Origin of the sequence: Streptomyces sp. NPDC005820 (genome assembly GCF_040630255.1) — a bacterium.
Taxonomy (GTDB): Bacteria; Actinomycetota; Actinomycetes; order Streptomycetales; family Streptomycetaceae; genus Streptomyces.
The window spans coordinates 145,684-162,461 of sequence record NZ_JBEXXE010000002.1; the positions used below are offsets into that span (position 1 = coordinate 145,684).

General features: G+C 71.2%; 17 protein-coding genes and 1 riboswitch. Of the genes, 3 read left to right on the forward strand and 14 right to left on the reverse strand.

Annotated features, from left to right (window positions below; all coding sequences use genetic code 11):
- Positions 1-17: 17 nt before the first annotated feature.
- Complete coding sequence (locus tag ABZ464_RS02985; protein ID WP_359270026.1) at positions 18-1,307, reverse strand: cyclopropane-fatty-acyl-phospholipid synthase family protein; 1,290 nt, start codon at positions 1,305-1,307, stop codon at positions 18-20.
- A 177-nt stretch (positions 1,308-1,484) separates the two neighbouring features.
- On the opposite strand from ABZ464_RS02985, the gene ABZ464_RS02990 reads away from it, so the two are divergent.
- Entirely contained in the window at positions 1,485-2,132 is a 648-nt protein-coding gene (locus ABZ464_RS02990; protein WP_359270028.1) for a hypothetical protein, read from the forward strand.
- A 70-nt stretch (positions 2,133-2,202) separates the two neighbouring features.
- Here the strand turns inward: ABZ464_RS02990 and ABZ464_RS02995 are convergent, their stop codons facing one another.
- The 13 genes from ABZ464_RS02995 to ABZ464_RS03055 all read right to left on the reverse strand — a co-directional run bounded on the left by ABZ464_RS02995 (position 2,203) and on the right by ABZ464_RS03055 (position 15,466).
- Positions 2,203-3,588, reverse strand: coding sequence for an NAD(P)/FAD-dependent oxidoreductase (locus ABZ464_RS02995; RefSeq protein ID WP_359270030.1), 1,386 nt, complete (start codon positions 3,586-3,588; stop codon positions 2,203-2,205).
- 461 nt (positions 3,589-4,049) lie between these two features.
- Positions 4,050-5,003 (reverse strand): Ppx/GppA phosphatase family protein, encoded by a 954-nt coding sequence (locus ABZ464_RS03000; RefSeq protein ID WP_359270033.1) that lies wholly within the window; start codon positions 5,001-5,003, stop codon positions 4,050-4,052.
- A complete protein-coding gene (locus tag ABZ464_RS03005) occupies positions 5,000-5,626 on the reverse strand; it encodes a DUF501 domain-containing protein (protein ID WP_359270035.1) in 627 nt (208 codons plus the stop codon). The genes ABZ464_RS03000 and ABZ464_RS03005 overlap by 4 nt, the downstream gene beginning before the upstream one ends.
- A gap of 26 nt (positions 5,627-5,652) precedes the next feature.
- Positions 5,653-6,129 carry a septum formation initiator family protein gene (locus ABZ464_RS03010; RefSeq protein WP_359270038.1) on the reverse strand — a complete coding sequence of 159 codons (477 nt, stop codon included), beginning with the start codon at positions 6,127-6,129 and terminating at the stop codon, positions 5,653-5,655.
- A gap of 125 nt (positions 6,130-6,254) precedes the next feature.
- The gene (eno, locus tag ABZ464_RS03015; RefSeq protein ID WP_359270041.1) at positions 6,255-7,553 is read right to left on the reverse strand and encodes a phosphopyruvate hydratase; all 1,299 of its coding nucleotides are present in this window, start codon (positions 7,551-7,553) and stop codon (positions 6,255-6,257) included.
- Positions 7,554-7,885: 332 nt separating this feature from the next.
- Positions 7,886-8,596 carry a transglycosylase family protein gene (locus ABZ464_RS03020; RefSeq protein ID WP_359270043.1) on the reverse strand — a complete coding sequence of 237 codons (711 nt, stop codon included), beginning with the start codon at positions 8,594-8,596 and terminating at the stop codon, positions 7,886-7,888.
- A 3-nt stretch (positions 8,597-8,599) separates the two neighbouring features.
- Positions 8,600-8,769: riboswitch (cyclic di-AMP (ydaO/yuaA leader) on the reverse strand.
- A 205-nt stretch (positions 8,770-8,974) separates the two neighbouring features.
- A complete protein-coding gene (locus tag ABZ464_RS03025; protein WP_359270045.1) occupies positions 8,975-9,991 on the reverse strand; it encodes a transglycosylase family protein in 1,017 nt (338 codons plus the stop codon).
- 194 nt (positions 9,992-10,185) lie between these two features.
- Positions 10,186-11,496, reverse strand: a complete 1,311-nt coding sequence (locus ABZ464_RS03030; protein ID WP_359270048.1) for a cytochrome P450 — start codon at positions 11,494-11,496, stop codon at positions 10,186-10,188.
- Between the two features lie 121 nt (positions 11,497-11,617).
- Positions 11,618-12,598, reverse strand: coding sequence for a nucleoside triphosphate pyrophosphohydrolase (locus ABZ464_RS03035; protein ID WP_359270650.1), 981 nt, complete (start codon positions 12,596-12,598; stop codon positions 11,618-11,620).
- 89 nt (positions 12,599-12,687) lie between these two features.
- The gene (locus ABZ464_RS03040; RefSeq protein WP_359270051.1) at positions 12,688-13,332 is read right to left on the reverse strand and encodes a SurA N-terminal domain-containing protein; all 645 of its coding nucleotides are present in this window, start codon (positions 13,330-13,332) and stop codon (positions 12,688-12,690) included.
- Positions 13,333-13,603: 271 nt separating this feature from the next.
- On the reverse strand, positions 13,604-14,224 hold the full coding sequence (locus ABZ464_RS03045; RefSeq protein ID WP_359270053.1) for a hypothetical protein: 621 nt from the start codon (positions 14,222-14,224) through the stop codon (positions 13,604-13,606).
- 13 nt (positions 14,225-14,237) lie between these two features.
- On the reverse strand, positions 14,238-14,597 hold the full coding sequence (locus ABZ464_RS03050) for a hypothetical protein (RefSeq protein WP_359270055.1): 360 nt from the start codon (positions 14,595-14,597) through the stop codon (positions 14,238-14,240).
- A gap of 38 nt (positions 14,598-14,635) precedes the next feature.
- Entirely contained in the window at positions 14,636-15,466 is an 831-nt protein-coding gene (locus tag ABZ464_RS03055; RefSeq protein WP_359270058.1) for a glycoside hydrolase domain-containing protein, read from the reverse strand.
- Positions 15,467-15,672: 206 nt separating this feature from the next.
- Between ABZ464_RS03055 and ABZ464_RS03060 the strand changes: the two genes are divergently transcribed.
- Positions 15,673-16,062 carry a hypothetical protein gene (locus ABZ464_RS03060; protein ID WP_359270652.1) on the forward strand — a complete coding sequence of 130 codons (390 nt, stop codon included), beginning with the start codon at positions 15,673-15,675 and terminating at the stop codon, positions 16,060-16,062.
- A gap of 144 nt (positions 16,063-16,206) precedes the next feature.
- The gene (locus ABZ464_RS03065) at positions 16,207-16,722 is read left to right on the forward strand and encodes a hypothetical protein (RefSeq protein WP_359270060.1); all 516 of its coding nucleotides are present in this window, start codon (positions 16,207-16,209) and stop codon (positions 16,720-16,722) included.
- Positions 16,723-16,778: the final 56 nt, after the last annotated feature.

Consider the following 16,778-nt stretch of genomic DNA (forward strand, 5'->3'; position numbering starts at 1 on the left):
GCCCCTTCTTCCTGCGCTCAGTTCCAGGTACGGGCGCGCAGCGGCATCCCGGAGTCACCGGACTGCGGTGTCCGCACGGCGAGGACCTGGTTGACGCCCAGCCGGTTGCGTTCGAAGCCGACGGCGCAGGCGGCCATGTACAGCCGCCAGACGCGGGCCCGGCCGGGGCTGGTGAGCCGCACGGCGCGGGTCCAGTCGTCCTCCAGCCGGCCCACCCAGTGGCGCAGGGTGAGGGCGTAGTGCTCCCGGATCGACTCGACGTCCCGGACCTCGAAGCCGGCGCGTTCGAGCTGGGTGACGGTGGTGCCGATGGGGGCCAGCTCGCCGTCCGGGAAGACGTAGGAGTCGATGAATCCGTCGAGGTGGTAGGCGGATTCGTCGTGCTGGGGGCGCCGGGAGATCTGGTGGTTGAGCAGACGTCCGCCGGGGGCGAGGAGCGCGTACAGGTCGCCGGCGTACTCCAGGTACTTCGCGGCGCCGACGTGTTCCGCCATGCCGATGGAGGAGATCGCGTCGTACGGCCCGTCGGTCACGTCCCGGTAGTCCTGCACCCGGATGTCGACGCGGTCGGTGAGCCCGGCGTCGGCGACGCGCTTGCGGGCGTAGGCCGCCTGCTCCTGGGAGAGGGTGACGCCGACGACCTGCACCCCGTGCTCGCGGGCCGCGTGGACGGCCATGGAGCCCCAGCCGCAGCCGACGTCGAGGAGTCGCTGACCGGGCTTCAGGGCCAGTTTGCGGCAGACGAGTTCGAGCTTGTCGCGCTGGGCCTCCTCGAGGCTGCCGCCGGGGTGGGGCCAGTAGGCGCAGGAGTACACCATGGACGGCCCGAGGACGATCCCGTAGAAGTCGTTGCCGACGTCGTAGTGGTGGCTGATGGCCTGTCGGTCGGTGCGGCGGGTGTGCAGGTTGCGGGTGCGGCGGATCTCCTCGGGGGGCGGTGCGGGCGGCAGCGGGAGTCCCGCGAGCCTGAGCAGCCCGAGCGCGGCCGCGCGGAACGCGGGGTCGCGCAGGGCCTGGCCGAGGGTACGGGCGTCCTCGCCCCGCTCCCAGATCAGCCCCGAGAGCAGGTCCATGGCGCGATACAGGTCGCCCTCGATCTCCAGGTCCCCGGCGACCCAGGCACGGGCGAGCCCCAGCTCGCCCGGCTTGAAGAGCAGTCGGCGCAGGGCTCTTCGGTTGCGCACCACCAGGGCGGGCGCGTCGGGCGGGCCCGCCTGCGAACCGTCCCAGGCGCGGATGCGCATCGGGAGCGGGGCGCCCAGCAACTGTTCGACGAGCGCATGGAGCCGCGGCGCGGCGTCGGTCATGGAGCACACCTCCGTGACGGTGATCCCGTACTGTCCTGATTCCACGTAAACACCTGGTGTGCCCGGAAGCAGTCCCCCACGCGCGTCACGGACGGGCAAACTCCGCCGATGTCACCGGTGGGGACCGAGTGGGGCGACTCATGCCCGGGACGCCGGCCGGGCCTCAAGATGCTGTTCATGACAGAGGAACAGAAGGGGCGTCGCCACATATGGTTCCGGGTGGCCGTTGCTCTGGCGTTGTCGGGCGCTTGCGTCGCCGGGCTGGTGAAGTTCGTCCGGGTGTGGGAGGGCGAGCCGTACCCCGTCGCGGACCCGGCCGCGACGGCGGCCCGCCTGGACGACGAGACCCAGACCGTGTACGACGCGCTGGCGCTGACCGGCGCCGAGCTGGAGGCGGAACGGTCCGGCGGTCTCGTCGCGTACAACGACAGCTGCCAGTACCGGGGCCTGAGCCACTGGGCCGACCAGCTGAACGACACTCCGCCGCTCGTGCCGGACGTGGTGAACGTGTCGGCCGAGTGGAGGCTGAAGGGCGTCTCCGACGAGGAGGCCGCGGCGGCGCTGCGGCGGGCCCGTGCGGAGCTGGTGCGGCGGGGCTGGGAGGTCACCCGGTACGAGAACGCCGCGCCGAGGCGGACGCTCCGCGTGACACCGGACGGCTCCGACGGGGTACCGGTCTCCCTCCGGGTCGACGCGCTCCCCGGCGACCGGCTCCTGGTCGGCGCGTACGCCGACTGCGCCCGCTACCCCGACGGCACCCCGCTCGACGCCCAGGACCGGCCGCGGCTGCCGGACCAGGCGGCCCCGGCGCAGCTGCGGAAGTGAGCGAACGCCGAAGGGGCCGCCCGCACCACGGATGGCGGGCGGCCCCTTCGGGGCGTTCAGGGGGTGGAGATCAGGAGGCCTTGGCCTTCTCGTTCTCCGGCTTGGCCACGGCCGGGGCCGGGGCGGGCTTGGCCGCCTCGTAGAACTCCTCGCGGGGGTTCTCCATCGCGCCGAGGGCGACGACCTCGCGCTTGAGGAACATGCCGAGGGTCCAGTCGGCGAAGACGCGGATCTTGCGGTTCCAGGTCGGCATCGCCAGACCGTGGTAGCCACGGTGCATGTACCAGGCGAGACGGCCCTTGAGCTTGATCTTCATCTTGCCCATGACGATCATCGCGACGCCCTTGTGGAGGCCGAGGCCCGCCACCGCGCCCTTGTTGGAGTGCTCGTAGTCCTTCTGCGGGAAGCCCCGCATACCGGAGATCACGTTGTCGCCGAGCACCCTGGCCTGACGCAGCGCGTGCTGCGCGTTCGGCGGGCACCAGGCGTTCTCCACGCCGGCCTTGCGGGCGGCCACGTCCGGGACCTGGGCGTTGTCGCCGGCGGCCCAGATGTAGTCGGTGCCCTGGACCTGGAGGCTGGGGGCGCAGTCGACGTGGCCGCGGGGGCCGAGCGGGAGGCCGTAGCGGGCCAGGACCGGGTTCGGCTTGACGCCGGCGGTCCACACGATCGTGTTGGAGTCGACCTCGAGGCCGTTCTTCAGCACGACGTGGCCGTCGACGCAGGAGTCCATGGAGGTGGAGAGGTAGATCTCCACGCCGCGGGCCTCGAGGTGCTCCTTGCCGTACTGGCCGAGCTTGGGGCCGACCTCGGGCAGGATCTTGTCGGCGGCGTCGACGAGGATGAACCGCATGTCCTCGCGGGACACCGTCTTGTAGTACTTGGCCGCGTCGCGGGCCATGTCCTCGACCTCACCGATGGTCTCCGCGCCGGCGAAGCCGCCGCCGATGAAGACGAAGGTGAGCGCCTTGCGGCGGATCTCCTCGTCGGTGGTGGAGTCGGCCTTGTCGAGCTGCTCGAGGACGTGGTTGCGCAGGCCGATGGCCTCCTCGACGCCCTTCATGCCGATGCCCTGCTCGGCGAGGCCGGGGATCGGGAAGGTGCGGGAGACCGCGCCGAGCGCGATCACCAGGTAGTCGAAGGGCAGCTCGTACGCCTCGCCGACCAGCGGGGCGATCGTGGCGACCTTGCGGTCCTGGTCGATGGTGGTGACCCGGCCGGTGAGGACCTCCGCCTTGGGCAGCACGCGTCGCAGCGGGACGACGACGTGGCGCGGGGAGATGTTGCCGGCGGCGGTTTCGGGGAGGAAGGGCTGGTAGGTCATGTACGACCGGGGGTCGACGACCGTGACGGTCGCCTCGCCGTAGCGCATCTTCTTGAGGATGCGCCGAGCTGCGTACAGGCCTACGTACCCACCGCCTACTACGAGGATCCTGGGACGCTCCGTGGTGCTCATGGCATCGAGTATCCACCCGCCCCAGGGGGGTCGCTCGTGCGCCCCTTCACAAGCTTGTGGAGGGTGTGTGCTATCCTCCGCGACCCGCGTGATCCACGTCATGGCGTGGAGGGGGAACCAGCGTGTAGGGCGAGGCGTTGTCAATGCCGCGTGAGCTGCCTCTCCGGGTGTCCGGGGGTGGGGTGAGGGGTCGGAAACACCCCCTCGGAGGACCATCGCGAAACGTCCGTGCGCGCCTCTTTTGAACACGTTCACACGGGTGTTGACCCCCCGGAAGGGTCAACCGGCCCTCATTCGCCCCTCACCAGGGTCGAAATCCTTGTGAAGAACTTCACGAACTTTTCCGCGGGGCCTGCGCCGGGGGCTCCGGCAAGGCCCCCGGCCGCGCTCAAACGGGCATCCTGCCTGCTCAGCAGAGTGCAAGTAGGGGCGCCCGGAACTGACACGGAGCCGGCTCGGAGTCAGCGGGAAGCCGCCGCCACCGACCACGCGATGCCGTCGAGGATGTCGTGCTCGCTCACCACGACCTCCCGGGCGCCGATCCGCTCCATGATCGACAGAAGCACGAGGGCGCCCGCCGCGATCACGTCCACCCGGCCCGGGTGCATCGAGCCGATCGCCGCGCGCTCGGCGTGGGTGGAGTGCAGCAGCCACTCGGTGATCTCGCGGACCTTGTCGTGCGAGACGCGCGAGTGGTGGATGGCCGCCGAGTCGTACGCGGGCAGCTCCTGCGCGATCGCCGACACCGTCGTCACGGAGCCCGCCAGGCCCACCAGCGTGTGCGCCTCGCGCAGCGGGACCGTCTCCTCGGCCAGGTCCAGGGCCGCCTCGATGTCGGCCCGCATGGCCGCGATCCGGCCGGCGGTCGGCGGGTCGGTGACCTCGCCGTCCACGACCAGGTGCCGCTCGGTCATCCGCACACAGCCGACGTTCACCGAACGGGCCGCCCGCACGTGCTCCTCGCCGACCACGAACTCCGTGGAGCCGCCGCCGATGTCCACCACCAGATAGGGCCGGGTCAGGTCCGCGCGGCCCGTGAGCTCCTTCGTGGCGCCCGTGAAGGAGAACTCGGCCTCCTGGTCGCCGGTGATGACCTCGGGCTCCACACCCAGGATGTCCAGCACGCCCCGCACGAACTCGTCGCGGTTCTCGGCGTCCCGGGAGGCGGAGGTGGCCACGAACCGCAGCCGCTCCGCGCCGAGCTCCTTGATCACCGCCGCGTACTCCCGGCACGCGGCGAAGGTCCGCTCCAGCGCCTCGGGCGCCAGCCGACCGGTCCGGTCCACGCCCTGCCCGAGGCGGACGATCGTCATACGGCGGTCCAGATCGACCAGTTCACCGGTCTCCGGGTCGGCATCGGCGACGAGCAGACGGATGGAGTTCGTACCGCAGTCGATGGCGGCGACACGGGTCATCGGGCGTCCCCCTCGGCCGGCCCGGTGTCTCCCTCGACGGGCTTGAACGCGAAGTGGCCCTTCTCGTCCTCGGACGTCTCCACCTGCCACCCCGCACCGGACGGCGGCCCGGGAAGCGACACGCACGCCCCCTTGGCCCACCACTCGGGCAGCATGGCGAGCGCCTCGTCACCCAGCGGGTTCACGCCCGGGCCCGCCGCCAGGGAGTGCGCCACGAGGACGTGCAGGCACTTCACCCGGTCCGGCATGCCGCCCGCGCTCGGAAAGCCCTTCAGCTCCTCGATCTCGTCCCGGCGCCGCACGTAGTCCTCGTGCGCGGCGCGGTAGGCGGCCGCGAGCTCCGGGTCGGTCTGCAGCCGCTCCGTCATCTCCTTCATCACGCCGTTCGCCTCGAGCGTGCCGATCGCGGAGTTCGCCTTGGGGCACGTCAGGTAGTACAGCGTCGGGAAGGGGGTGCCGTCGGGCAGCCGCGGCGCCGTCTCGACGACGTCCGGCTGTCCGCACGGGCAGCGGTGCGCGATCGCGCGCAGCCCACGCGGCGGCCGGCCGAGCTGCTGCTTGAAGGCCTCGACGTCGGCGTCGGTGGGCTCGGTGCGCGGGGTGGTCGGCGGGGGCGTTTCCATGCTTCGGGGACTGTCTCTCTGTCGGTTCACTGGTCGGAGGCGTCGGACTTGTCGACCCCGTCCCAGACGTTCGAGTACCAGGGGCGGTCGGCCGCCCCGAGGTCGGCGCGGGCCTTCTTGACCGCGTCGGGGTCGATCACGATGAAGCCGGTCTCCCCCGGCATCACATAGTGCAGCCGCTCCCGGATCTGCTGCTCGGCGTACGCGTCGTCCTGCCAGCGTGCCTTGAGATCGCGCAGTTGTTCCACCCGCCGGGTGGCCTCGGCCTTCTCCCGCTCCAGATCGGCGATGTCCGCGCGCTGTGAGACGTACTGCCGCATCGGGTAGGCGAGGGCCACGATCAGGGTGCACAGGACCAGCGCGAGCAGCGCGGCTCGGCCGGTGAGGCGGGAGCGGCGGGCCTGGCGCTTGGTCTGGGAGCGGTAGACGCGGGCCGCGGTCTGCTCGCCGAGCAGCCGCAGTCTGGTCGCGGTGGAGAAACGGTCCCGGTCCTTCACGGCCATCGGCTTCGCGCCTCCCCTTTCACCCACACGCGCGTACGTCTCACACGCGCGTACGTCCCCGCACACGGTACGGGACCGAGTACGGGGACGTACGTACGACTGGCTGTCGGTCGACCCGGGCGGGGTCAGCCCTTGGAGACCTCGCGGAACCGCGGGAAGGCGGAGCGGCCGGCGTACACCGCGGCGTCGTCGAGGATCTCCTCGATGCGCAGCAGCTGGTTGTACTTGGCGACGCGCTCGGAGCGGGCCGGGGCGCCGGTCTTGATCTGGCCGCAGTTGGTGGCGACGGCCAGGTCGGCGATGGTGACGTCCTCGGTCTCGCCGGAGCGGTGGGACATCATGCACTTGAAGCCGTTGCGCTGGGCGAGCTCGACGGCGTCCAGGGTCTCGGTGAGCGAGCCGATCTGGTTCACCTTGACCAGCAGGGCGTTGGCGGTGCCCTCCTCGATGCCGCGGGCGAGGCGCTCGGGGTTGGTGACGAACAGGTCGTCGCCGACGAGCTGCACCTTGTCGCCGAGGCGGTCGGTGATGACCTTCCAGCCGGCCCAGTCGTCCTCGAACAGCGGGTCCTCGATGGAGACGAGCGGGTAGGCCGCGACGAGCTCCTCGTAGTACTCCGTCATCTCGGCGGCGGAGCGCTCCTTGCCCTCGAAGAGGTACTTTCCGTCCTTGTAGAACTCGGAGGCGGCGACGTCGAGCGCGAGGGCGATCTGCTCGCCCGGGAGGTAACCGGCTTCCTTGATCGCCTCGAGGATGAGGTCGAGGGCGGCGCGGTTGGAGTCGAGGTTGGGGGCGAAGCCACCCTCGTCGCCGAGGCCGGTCGACAGGCCCTTGGTCTTCAGGACCTTCTTGAGGGTGTGGTAGACCTCGGTGCCCCAGCGCAGGGCCTCGGAGAAGGACTCCGCGCCGATCGGGGCGATCATGAACTCCTGGATGTCCACGTTGGAGTCGGCGTGCGAGCCGCCGTTCAGGATGTTCATCATCGGCACCGGCAGCAGGTGCGCGTTGGGGCCGCCCAGGTAGCGGAAGAGCGGCAGGTCGCTGGCCTCGGACGCGGCGTGGGCGACGGCGAGGGAGACGCCGAGGATGGCGTTGGCGCCGAGGGAGCCCTTGTTGTCGGTGGCGTCCAGGTCGAACATGGCCTGGTCGATCAGGCGCTGCTCGGTGGCGTCGTAGCCGACGAGCTCCGGGCCGATCTGCTCGATGACGGCGAGGACGGCCTTCTCGACACCCTTGCCGTGGTAGCGGTTGGGGTCGCCGTCGCGGAGCTCGATGGCCTCGAAGGCACCGGTGGAGGCGCCGGACGGAACGGCGGCACGACCCGTGCTGCCGTCGTCGAGGCCGACCTCGACCTCGACCGTGGGGTTGCCTCGGGAGTCCAGGATTTCCCGGGCTACGACGACGTCGATGGACGGCACGAGCATCTCCTTCTTGGGATGTGACGCTGGTTGTGCGGGGCACAGGGGCCTTGTCGGCCTTTGCTGGGCCTTGCGCCTAGAGCCTATCCGCCCCGGGGCCGTCGGCAGCCGACCGACCGTCCCGTGGACAAACTGACCGTACACATTGTTCCCCATCGGAACAAAGAGCGGGTGGCGCAGAGACGAACACCTGGGCAAAGAAAACCCCGCTCCGGTGCGTACGGGGGAATGCGCACCGGAGCGGGGAGCCCGTGGGGACGGGGGGGGTGACCCTCACGAGGCTTTCAGTGTGCGGGGCCACCATGTGAGCGGCCTGTGGCCCCGCTGGGAAGCGGATGTCACTTCAGGTGCAGCTGCTGACCCGGGTAGATGAGGTCCGCGTCCTCGACGATGTCCTTGTTCAGCTGGAACAGCTTCTGCCAGCCGCCCTTGACCTTGTGCTTCTCGGCGATCGAGCTGAGGGAGTCGCCCTTGACGACCTTGTACTCGCCGTCGCCCTTCTTGACCTTCTTGCCGGTCGGGGTGGTGACCGTCTTGGAGGCGGCCGGGCGCTCGGTGGAGCGGGAGGCGGTCTGCTGCTCGGTGGAGCGGGTGGCGGTGGAGCCGCTGGAGCTGCTGGAGCTGCTGGAGCTCGACGAGGAGCCGGTGCCGGCGGAGCCGGCGCTGCCGCCGTACGGGGTGCTGGACAGGCCGGTGCCGCAGACCGGCCAGGCGCCCTTGCCCTGGCCCGCGAGGACCTTCTCGGCGATGGCGATCTGCTGTTCCTTGCCGGCCAGGTCGGCGCGCGCGGCGTAGGCGGTGCCGCCGTACGCGGCCCAGGTGGAGGCGGAGAACTGCAGGCCGCCGTAGTAGCCGTTGCCGGTGTTGATGGACCAGTTGCCGCCCGACTCGCACTGGGCGACGGCGTCCCACTCGGAGGCGGTGGCGGCCGAGGCGTTGCCGGCCGCCATCAGCGGGGCGGCGATGGCGACACCGGTGACGCCGGCGAGCGCGGCGACGCGGGTGGCTTTGGACGGACGACGGTGCTTGCCCTTGCCGGAAAACAGCATGGTTCATCCCCTCACCGACGCCTGCGAGGTGAGCTGTCGGGTTCGGGCCGGTTGAGTTGCCCGGCCACGCACCTCGTGGTGCGCGGCTTCACCCCGAGCCGGTTCCGGCGGTCAACCGCCGGGCCCGGCACTTACCTTGGGTCCCCCGCTCCTGCCTACGGCGCTTGACGCGACGACTGTTCCCGGGCTGCCGCTGGCAGGATTCGGCGTTGCGGCGGCCGGGGCCCGGATTGCCGAGCGGTCCTGACCGTAGACAGCCGATCCGGGGAATATCAAAGACGATCACGACTTCTGAGACTCATCCCACACTTTCACCAAACCGGACAATCAGCGCGAAGTGGGGCGTGAACTCCCGGCGCTTTCAGGGGCGTTCCACCCCTATTGGACACCCGTGTCGAGGGTCTGACCGGGCATGATGGCGCTCGGGTCGGCGCCGATGCGGTCCTTGTTCTCGGCGTAGAGTGCGCGCCATCCACCGTCGACACCAAGGGAGTCGGCGATGCTGATGAGCGAGTCACCCTCCTGGACGGTGTAGGTGGACGCGGCGTGCCGGCCGGAGGTGGCGGTCGAGGCGCCGCCCTCGGCGGTCTCGGTGGTCCCGGTGGTCCCGGTGGTCTCGTCGGCGGTGGCGCCGCGATGGCGGCCGGAGCCGAGGGAGCCGGTGTCGACCAGGCTCCAAGTCCCGGCATCCTGGACAGGATTGTCCGACTCGCCCGAGTCGTCCGCTTCCGGGATGGTCGTGGGCGAGCCGTCGGACCCCTCGGCGTCACCCTTCCCCTTGCCCGAAGTGTCGGACTTGCCGGACTCGTTCGCCTTGGAGGACGAAGCGGACGAAGGGGACTCGGAGGCCGAAGCGGACGGATCGGTCGAGGGAGTGGACGCATCCGCGCCGGAGTCGTCGCCCTTGCCGGAGCCACCCGAGCCGGACGACCCCTTGGACAGGTCGGACAATCCGGATGACACGGACGAGTCGGACTCGTCGCCCGCCACTCCGGTGTCCACATCCTCCGCCCCGCCGCTCAGCTTGCTGAGCCCGGAGGTCAGCCCGCAGGTGCCCCAGGCGCCGATGTCCTCCGCGGCGAGCAGCTTCTGGGCCACGGCTATCTGCTGGTTGCGGCTGGCCAGATCGGGGCGGGTGGCGTAGTCGAGGCCGCCGTACGTCTCCCAGTCCTCTTGGGAGAGGCTCAGGCCGCCGAACTCGCCGTTGCCCTCGTTGGCGCTCCAGGACCCGTCGGTCTCGCACTGCGCCACCTTGTCCCACACCGTGCCGTCGGCCGCGCTCGCGCCGCTGGCGGCGAGGAGCGGGATGGCGATGGCGGAGCCGGTCACTCCGGCTGCGACGAGGAGGGCCGGAGCCTGACGGGGGCGACGGTGACGACCGTTCCCGGAGAGCATGCGAGGGCCTTTCTCTGGACAGCGATGACCGGCACGGCGGGCGGTGCGAGCACACACGGGTACGCCGCGCTGACGAGTGAACGTATCGGCAGACGATCACTTGTCACAAGTTAATGCCGCGCAGATCACGTGAAGATCACAGACTTGAGGGTCGGTCACCTTTGCTCCGCCGGGCGGTCATCCTGCGGCTGACCTCAGGTCGGCTGTCCCTGTGCCACCGGCCGGCCACGCACCGCGGTGAACTCCACGGGCAGGGTGCGCAGTCCGCGCATGATGAGCCCGCCGCGCCATCTCAAGTCGGCCGGGTCCGCCCCGAGTCGGAGGTCGGGGAGCCGGGTGAGGAGAGTGGCGAGCGCGGTCTGGCCCTCCAGCCGGGCGAGGGGGGCGCCGAGGCAGTAGTGGATGCCGTGGCCGTACCCGAGGTGCTGGTTGTCGCGGCGGGAGAGGTCCAGGGTGTCGGGGTCGGTGAAGCGGGCGGGGTCGCGGTCGGCGGCGGCGAGGACGACGAGGACGGGGTCGCCGGGGGCGATGTCCTGCCCGCCGAGGGCGAGGGGTTCGGTGGCGAAGCGCCAGGTGGCCAGTTCGACCGGCCCGTCGTAGCGCAGGAGTTCCTCGACGCCGGTCTCCAGGAGGCCGCGCTCGCCCCGGGACAGGGACCGCTGGAGCCGGTCGCGCTGCTCGGGGTGGGTGAGGAGGGCGTAGGTGCCGTTGCCGATGAGGTTGACCGTCGTCTCGAAGCCGGCGAACAGCAGGATGAAGGCCATCGCGGCGGCCTCGTTCTCGGTGAGGTGCTCGCCGTGGTCGGAGGCGCGGATGAGACCGGAGAGGAGGTCCTCGCCGGGCTCCGGCCGCTCGGGGAGTTCCGCGCGCTTGCGGTGGATGAGGTCCAGCAGATAGCCGCGCATCTTCTTCACGGACCGCGCGACACCGCCCCGGGGGCCTCCGCCGTGACGGATCATCATGCCCGCCCAGTCCCGGAAGTCGTCCTGGTCCTCGCGGGGCACGCCGAGGAGGTCGCAGATCGCGTAGATGGGGAGCGGGAACGCGAAGTCGTGGATCAGGTCGGCCTCGCCCTCGGCGGCGAACCGGTCGATGAGGTCGTCGGTCAGCTCCTGCACCCGGGGGGCGAACTCGGCGACCCGGCGCGGGGTGAACGCCTTGCTGACGAGCCGTCGCAGCCGGGTGTGGTCCGGCGGGTCGATGTTCAGCAGATGTGTCATCAACTCGGCCTTGCGCTCGCCCGGGATACCGGTCCTGCCCCGGGCGTGCTCGGGCTCGTCGTGATGCGCGGGGTTCTTTGAGAGCCGCTGGTCGGCGAGGGCCTGCTTCGCGTCGGCGTACCGGGTGACCAGCCAGGCCTCCACTCCGCTGGGCAGCCGGGTCCGGTGCACGGGGGCGTGCTCGCGCAGCCAGGCGTAGGCGGGGTAGGGGTCGGTGGCGAACTCCCAGGTGAAGAGCTCGGGGGCCGGCGGGGTGGCGGCCGGGGGGTGAGGCTGACTGGTCACTGCTTCCTGTTTCTCGAACGGCTTCCTGTTTCTCGAGCACCGGCGCCTTCTCCGCTCCTGAACGCCGGCGCTTCTCCTTGTCTCGTGTCCGGCGCTACTCCTCTCGCGAAGGCCGGCGCCGCTACTTCTCCCGCTCGCGGATCGCGTCCCGGTAGACGCGGGCCGCCGCGCGCAGGGCCGCCTCCGGGTCGGTGCCCTCCGTCTCCGCCCGGGCGGCGAGGGCGAGCAGTTCGTAGCCGATGCCCTCGCCGGCGGGGAGGGGGACGTCGAGGCCGGCCGAGCGGACTCTCGACGAGAGTTTCGCCGCCAGGGCGAGGCCGGGCTGGTGGAGGGGGATGCCGTCCGTGACGGACTCCCGCCGCTTCTCCACGGCCTTGGTGCGCAGCCAGTGCGCCTTGACCTCCTCCGGGGTGGTGGCCGTGGCGTCGCCGAAGACATGGGGATGGCGGTGGATGAGCTTGGTGACGATGGTGGCGGCCACGTCGTCGATGGAGAAGGGCGCGTCCTCGTCCTCCTCGGCGATCCGGGCGTGGAAGACGACCTGGAGGAGGACGTCGCCCAGTTCCTCGCGGAGCTCGTCGCGGTCGCCGTCCTCGATGGCCTCGACCAGCTCGTAGGCCTCCTCGATGCCGTACTTGGCGAGGCCCTTGTGGGTCTGCCGGGAGGACCAGGGGCACTCGCGGCGGATGCGGTCCATGACCTGGATCAGGTCGAGGAGGCGGGCGCCCGGGAGGTCGTAGGAGGCGGGGAGCAGTTCCAGCTCGGGCATCGCGACCCGGCCGGAGCCGGCCAGCCGGGCCAGTCCGTCCGTCAGGGCCGGTTCGCCCTCGCCGGTCGCGACGACCACGACCGTGCGTCCGCCCGCGCAGGTGGTGACCAGGTCCTCGGCGGTCGGGGAGGACTCCTCCACCCGTATCCCCGCCTCGCGCAGATACGGCAGCTGCGGGTGGGCACCGTCGGCGCACAGGACGCGGTCCGCCTCGCGCAGGGTCTGCCAGGCGGGCCAGGACAGCAGGCCGGGGGCGACCCGGTGGCTGGTGGTCAGCAGGACGACTCGGCCCGTCGGGGAGGCGGTGGGTGCGGAGCCGGTGGGTGCGGTCACATCGTTCACACCCCGAACGTAACCCACACCCGCCGACCGCTCCGCTCAGTTGTCCACAGGCAGGGGTGGCCGGTCATACCGTCGTACTGTCACGCCGGCTGTGTGCCTGTCGTGGTGACCTCGCGGACCCACGGCGTCTTCGCGTCGACGCGGCTGACCTTCTTCGCGTCCCAGCTGCCGTAGCGCGGGTTGAGGTCGACGCCCAGCTTCTTCGACGTCACGGACAGCGCGCTCCAGAACGCGGGGTCGCTGGTGGTGGTGCCGAGCTGCGTGGCGAGCTTCTGGGCCTCCAGCTGGAGGCGGAGGTTGTCGTCGAGGCGCTCCGGCGCGACGCCGTACTGCTGGAGCCAGCCCGTCTCCAGGCCCTGTGCGCCGCCCGCCTGCTGCTCCAGGCCGGCCCGCAGCTGCTGGACCTCGCGGCGGCTGACGGTGATGCCCGCGTCCTCGGCGGCGCGGTTCAGCACCTCGTCCAGGACCATGCCGTGCAGGGTGTCCCGGGTGAGGGTGCTGGTCTGGGCGACGACCTGGGCGTACTGCGCCTCGTCGGGGACGGCCGCCCGCTGGGCCTCGCGCACCTCGTTCACCCGGGTCTCGAGCTGCGCGACGGTGATCCGGTGGCCGCCGACGACGGCCGCCGCGCCCGGATGCGCGTCATTCCCGCAGGCGGTGAGGAGGGGCGCCGCCATGATCGCGGCGGACAGCAGGAACGCGGTGCGACGACGACGGCGGTGCAAGGGGAACCTCCCGGTCGGAGATTGTGCGACGGTGCACAAAGTCTTGCGGTGATCGATGGTAGGCAGTGGTGCGCCTGGGGCCAACCCATTCGACCAACGATTCACCAGGACTTCGGGCACCGCCGCGCTCGGACACGGCCCGCTCGTCGGTGCGAGGGGTCAGCCCAGCCCGTGGCTCGGCCCACCCGTGGGCTCGGGGCTCGGCCCAGACCGTGGTTCGGGTCTCGGCCCAGTCCGTGGTTCGGGTCTCGGCCCAGCCTGTGGCCCGGGCTCAGCCCCGTGCTGCCGTCACCGCGGCCTCGACCGCGTGGGCGACTCCCGCGCGTACGTCGTCGCCCGTGGCCACCGTGCCGACGTTCGTCCCCGCGCGTGTGCCGCCCACGAGGACGAAAGACACCTTCTTGTGGTGCGCGGCCGTCTCCTGCGCGACCGTGACCTCCGGCCCGCCCACGGCAACGACGACCTCGCAGGAACGCTGGAGAAGGCCGTTGAGGAAGGGACGCGCGTTGCCGGTGCTCTGCTCGCCGGTCACCGGGGCGTAGCTCACGCGCGCGTGCGTCTTCAGGGACGCGTCCTGCATGCCCTGCCAGACCGCCGCCGCGGGGGTGCCGGCCGTGATGCCCCGGTCGCCGGTGAGAAGGCAGGCGTCGACGTCGGTGTAGGCACGGGCGCGGGTGGCGGGGATCGGGGGGCGGTCGTCGCGCGAGAAGAGGAGGACGGCGGTGACCAGCAGCGCGGCCGTCACGGCGAGCGCCCCCGCTGTGAGGGCGATGGCGCGTCCGCTCAGGGCGCGCAGCCGGGCGAGCACGGCGCGTCCGAGAACGGTCGCCCGCCCCTCGGGCCCCGACCGCTCCGGGCGCGCCTGGGACACCTGTCGCACTTGCTTGGCCATGCGTGTCTCTCCCTCACTCCCCAGCGGGCCGACGCGGCCAGGCCCGCCACGCGTGCGTGGCCGCCGCCGCCGTCGACAGGGCGATCAGCAGCAGGTCGAGGCCGAACAGCGCGCCGTGGGTGTCCACCGGGGTGAGCGCCAGTTCGGCTGTCCAGGCCGCCAGCACCGCGCTGAAGGCGGCGAAGGCACACCAGTCGGCGCGGGTGCGGCGGCGCAGGGCGAGGACGAGGGAGGGGACGGGGCACAGCAGCCCCAGGCTGAGGACGGGCAGCGCGGCGAAGCCGACCCGGGCGGCGGGTGTGCGCAGCAGCGCGGCGGCCGGCACGCGCGCGACGACGGCCTGCACCGCCCGCACCGCCCTGACAGCCCGCACTCCCGTCTCCCCCTCGCCGTCTCTCTGCGTACCCGGGGTCAGCCGACCAGGGCGACCGGGGCGTCCCAGGCGTCGCGGTCCACCGTGATGGTGTAACCGCCGCGGGTCTCCTTGCTGTTGACCATGTACTGGTGGCCGCGGCTGTGCCCGGTGAACTGGGTGGCGCCCCAGGGCCAGTCGGTGGTCGTGGTGTTCTTCTTGTCCCACAGCGCGTACCACAGGTTGCCCGGCAGGTCCGTCTTGTCGGTGGCGTCGGCGATCGCCTTGGCGCTGGAGCTGCTGAAGCCGTAGTAGCCGGCGCGGTAGGTCTTGGCGCGCAGGGTCTTGCTGAAGGAGCGGACGTAGGCGAGGACGGCGTCGTTGCACGACTTGTTCGTGATGTCGTACGCCTCCATGTCGAGGTAGATCGGGCTGCCGGTCTTCATGCCGAGCGCGGAGGCCTTGGCGACGGCGTCCGCCGCGTCGGTGGCGCCCAGGGAGGTGGCCGTGGAAGCGGTGATCTTCTCGGGGCTGGAGCCGGTCTGGCAGGGCGGCTGGGCGCCGACATAGAGCGGGATGAGCTTCCAGCCCACGGAGTTGACCGACTTGACCCAGGAGGCGGTGAGGTTGGGCTGGTTGCAGCCGCGGTTCTTGCCGCCGACGTAGACGGCGGCGGCGCCGTAGAAGCCGTCGGTCTTCCAGGCCTTCATCGCGGACAGGGAGGGCGCCGTGCAGGTGTCGAAGGCACGGCCCGTGTAGGTCTTCTGCGCGGGCCAGGTGGTGGCCGCCATGGACTGCTGGGCGGCGATCCCGGCCCCCGCCAGGACGGCTGCGCCTGCCACGCCCCACGTGATGTATCTGCGCCGCCTGGACTGCCGGTGCTCGGCCATCCCACCCCACCCGTTCGATCGATCATGTATGCGTATGTGCGCACGAAGCGGATGGCACGTTAACGTGCGGCACCCCTGTGATCGGGAAACACAGCTTCCTCATAGCCACAAGATTCCCTCATGTCACAGTAAAGAATAGGGAGGTCCCGGTACCGGCGGCCGTGCCCTACCCTTTCCCCCTGGTGACCTGGGGGGGCGTGAGGACAATGGTGACGACGACGATGACGGGCGCGGAGAAGCGCCTCGAGGCCGGCTGGCCGCAGCGGCTCGGCTGGACGGCCCTGACGTGGTTCTCGTGCGGCTTCCTGGTGTGGGTGCCCTTCCTGTACGTGGCGCTGCGCCGCGGCCGCCCCTCGGACTGGGGCGCGTTCGGGTCGTTCGCGCTGTACGAGTGCGTGACCCTGCCGTGGCTGGTCAACACCGGCGACGGGGAGGCGGATCCGTTCCTGTCGCTCGCGGTGCTGGTGACGCTGGTGGTGGCGACGGTGCTGCTGCTGGCCGCCCTGTTCGACAAGAAGACCCCGCCGGTCCCGATGATGGCGTACGGGCAGCACGGGCAGCCGCCGTATCAGCAGGGGTATCCGTACGGGCGTTGATGACTGACCTGCTCGCTGAGCGGCCGTTCTGGCTAAAGCACCTACTACTCCTGCGCTCAAGGGCGGGCCGGGCAACTGCTGTTCGGTCCCGGGTATGCGTGGGACGCACACCGGGAGTACTCACGCCGGCTGTGGGGTTAGGCCGTGTTGCCCCGCTTCACCGTGCCGCTGACGGGCGACCACCGCCTCCAGGTGGCGTACCGCGCTGTCGAGGACGAGGCGTGGGTCGACTTCCTCGTGGACCATCCGGCCTGGGCACGGGTGGAACGTATCGCCCGGGACGACGGGCACTTCATGGGACCCGGCCTGTCCTGGCCCGAACTGGTCGCGGTCGCCGACGCACCTTCGGCCGACGCGGCAGGCGCCGACTCGCACGCCCGTCTGCTGCTCCTGCTGCCGGCCTTCGGCGACGACGCCATCCCGGCGGAAGCGGTCGAGCGGCCGGCCAGGGCGTTGGGCCTGCGCGTCGGGGTCGCGGACCCATGGGAACTCGCCACCGCCCTGCTGGAGAGTCAGGGCCCGGCCGGTGCCGTGCGGTGGACCACCAGCGACACGGGTGTCCGTATCAATGACGGCCGCTGCTCCATCCGCAACCCCGCCCAGCCCTTCGCCCTCGCGGAGGGAGGCCTGCGCAGGGTGTCCGCGGCCCTCGCCCCGTGAACCCGCGGATGGCCAACGGTTTCTGCGCACCCTCGGATCCGCCTCAAGGTTGTCCA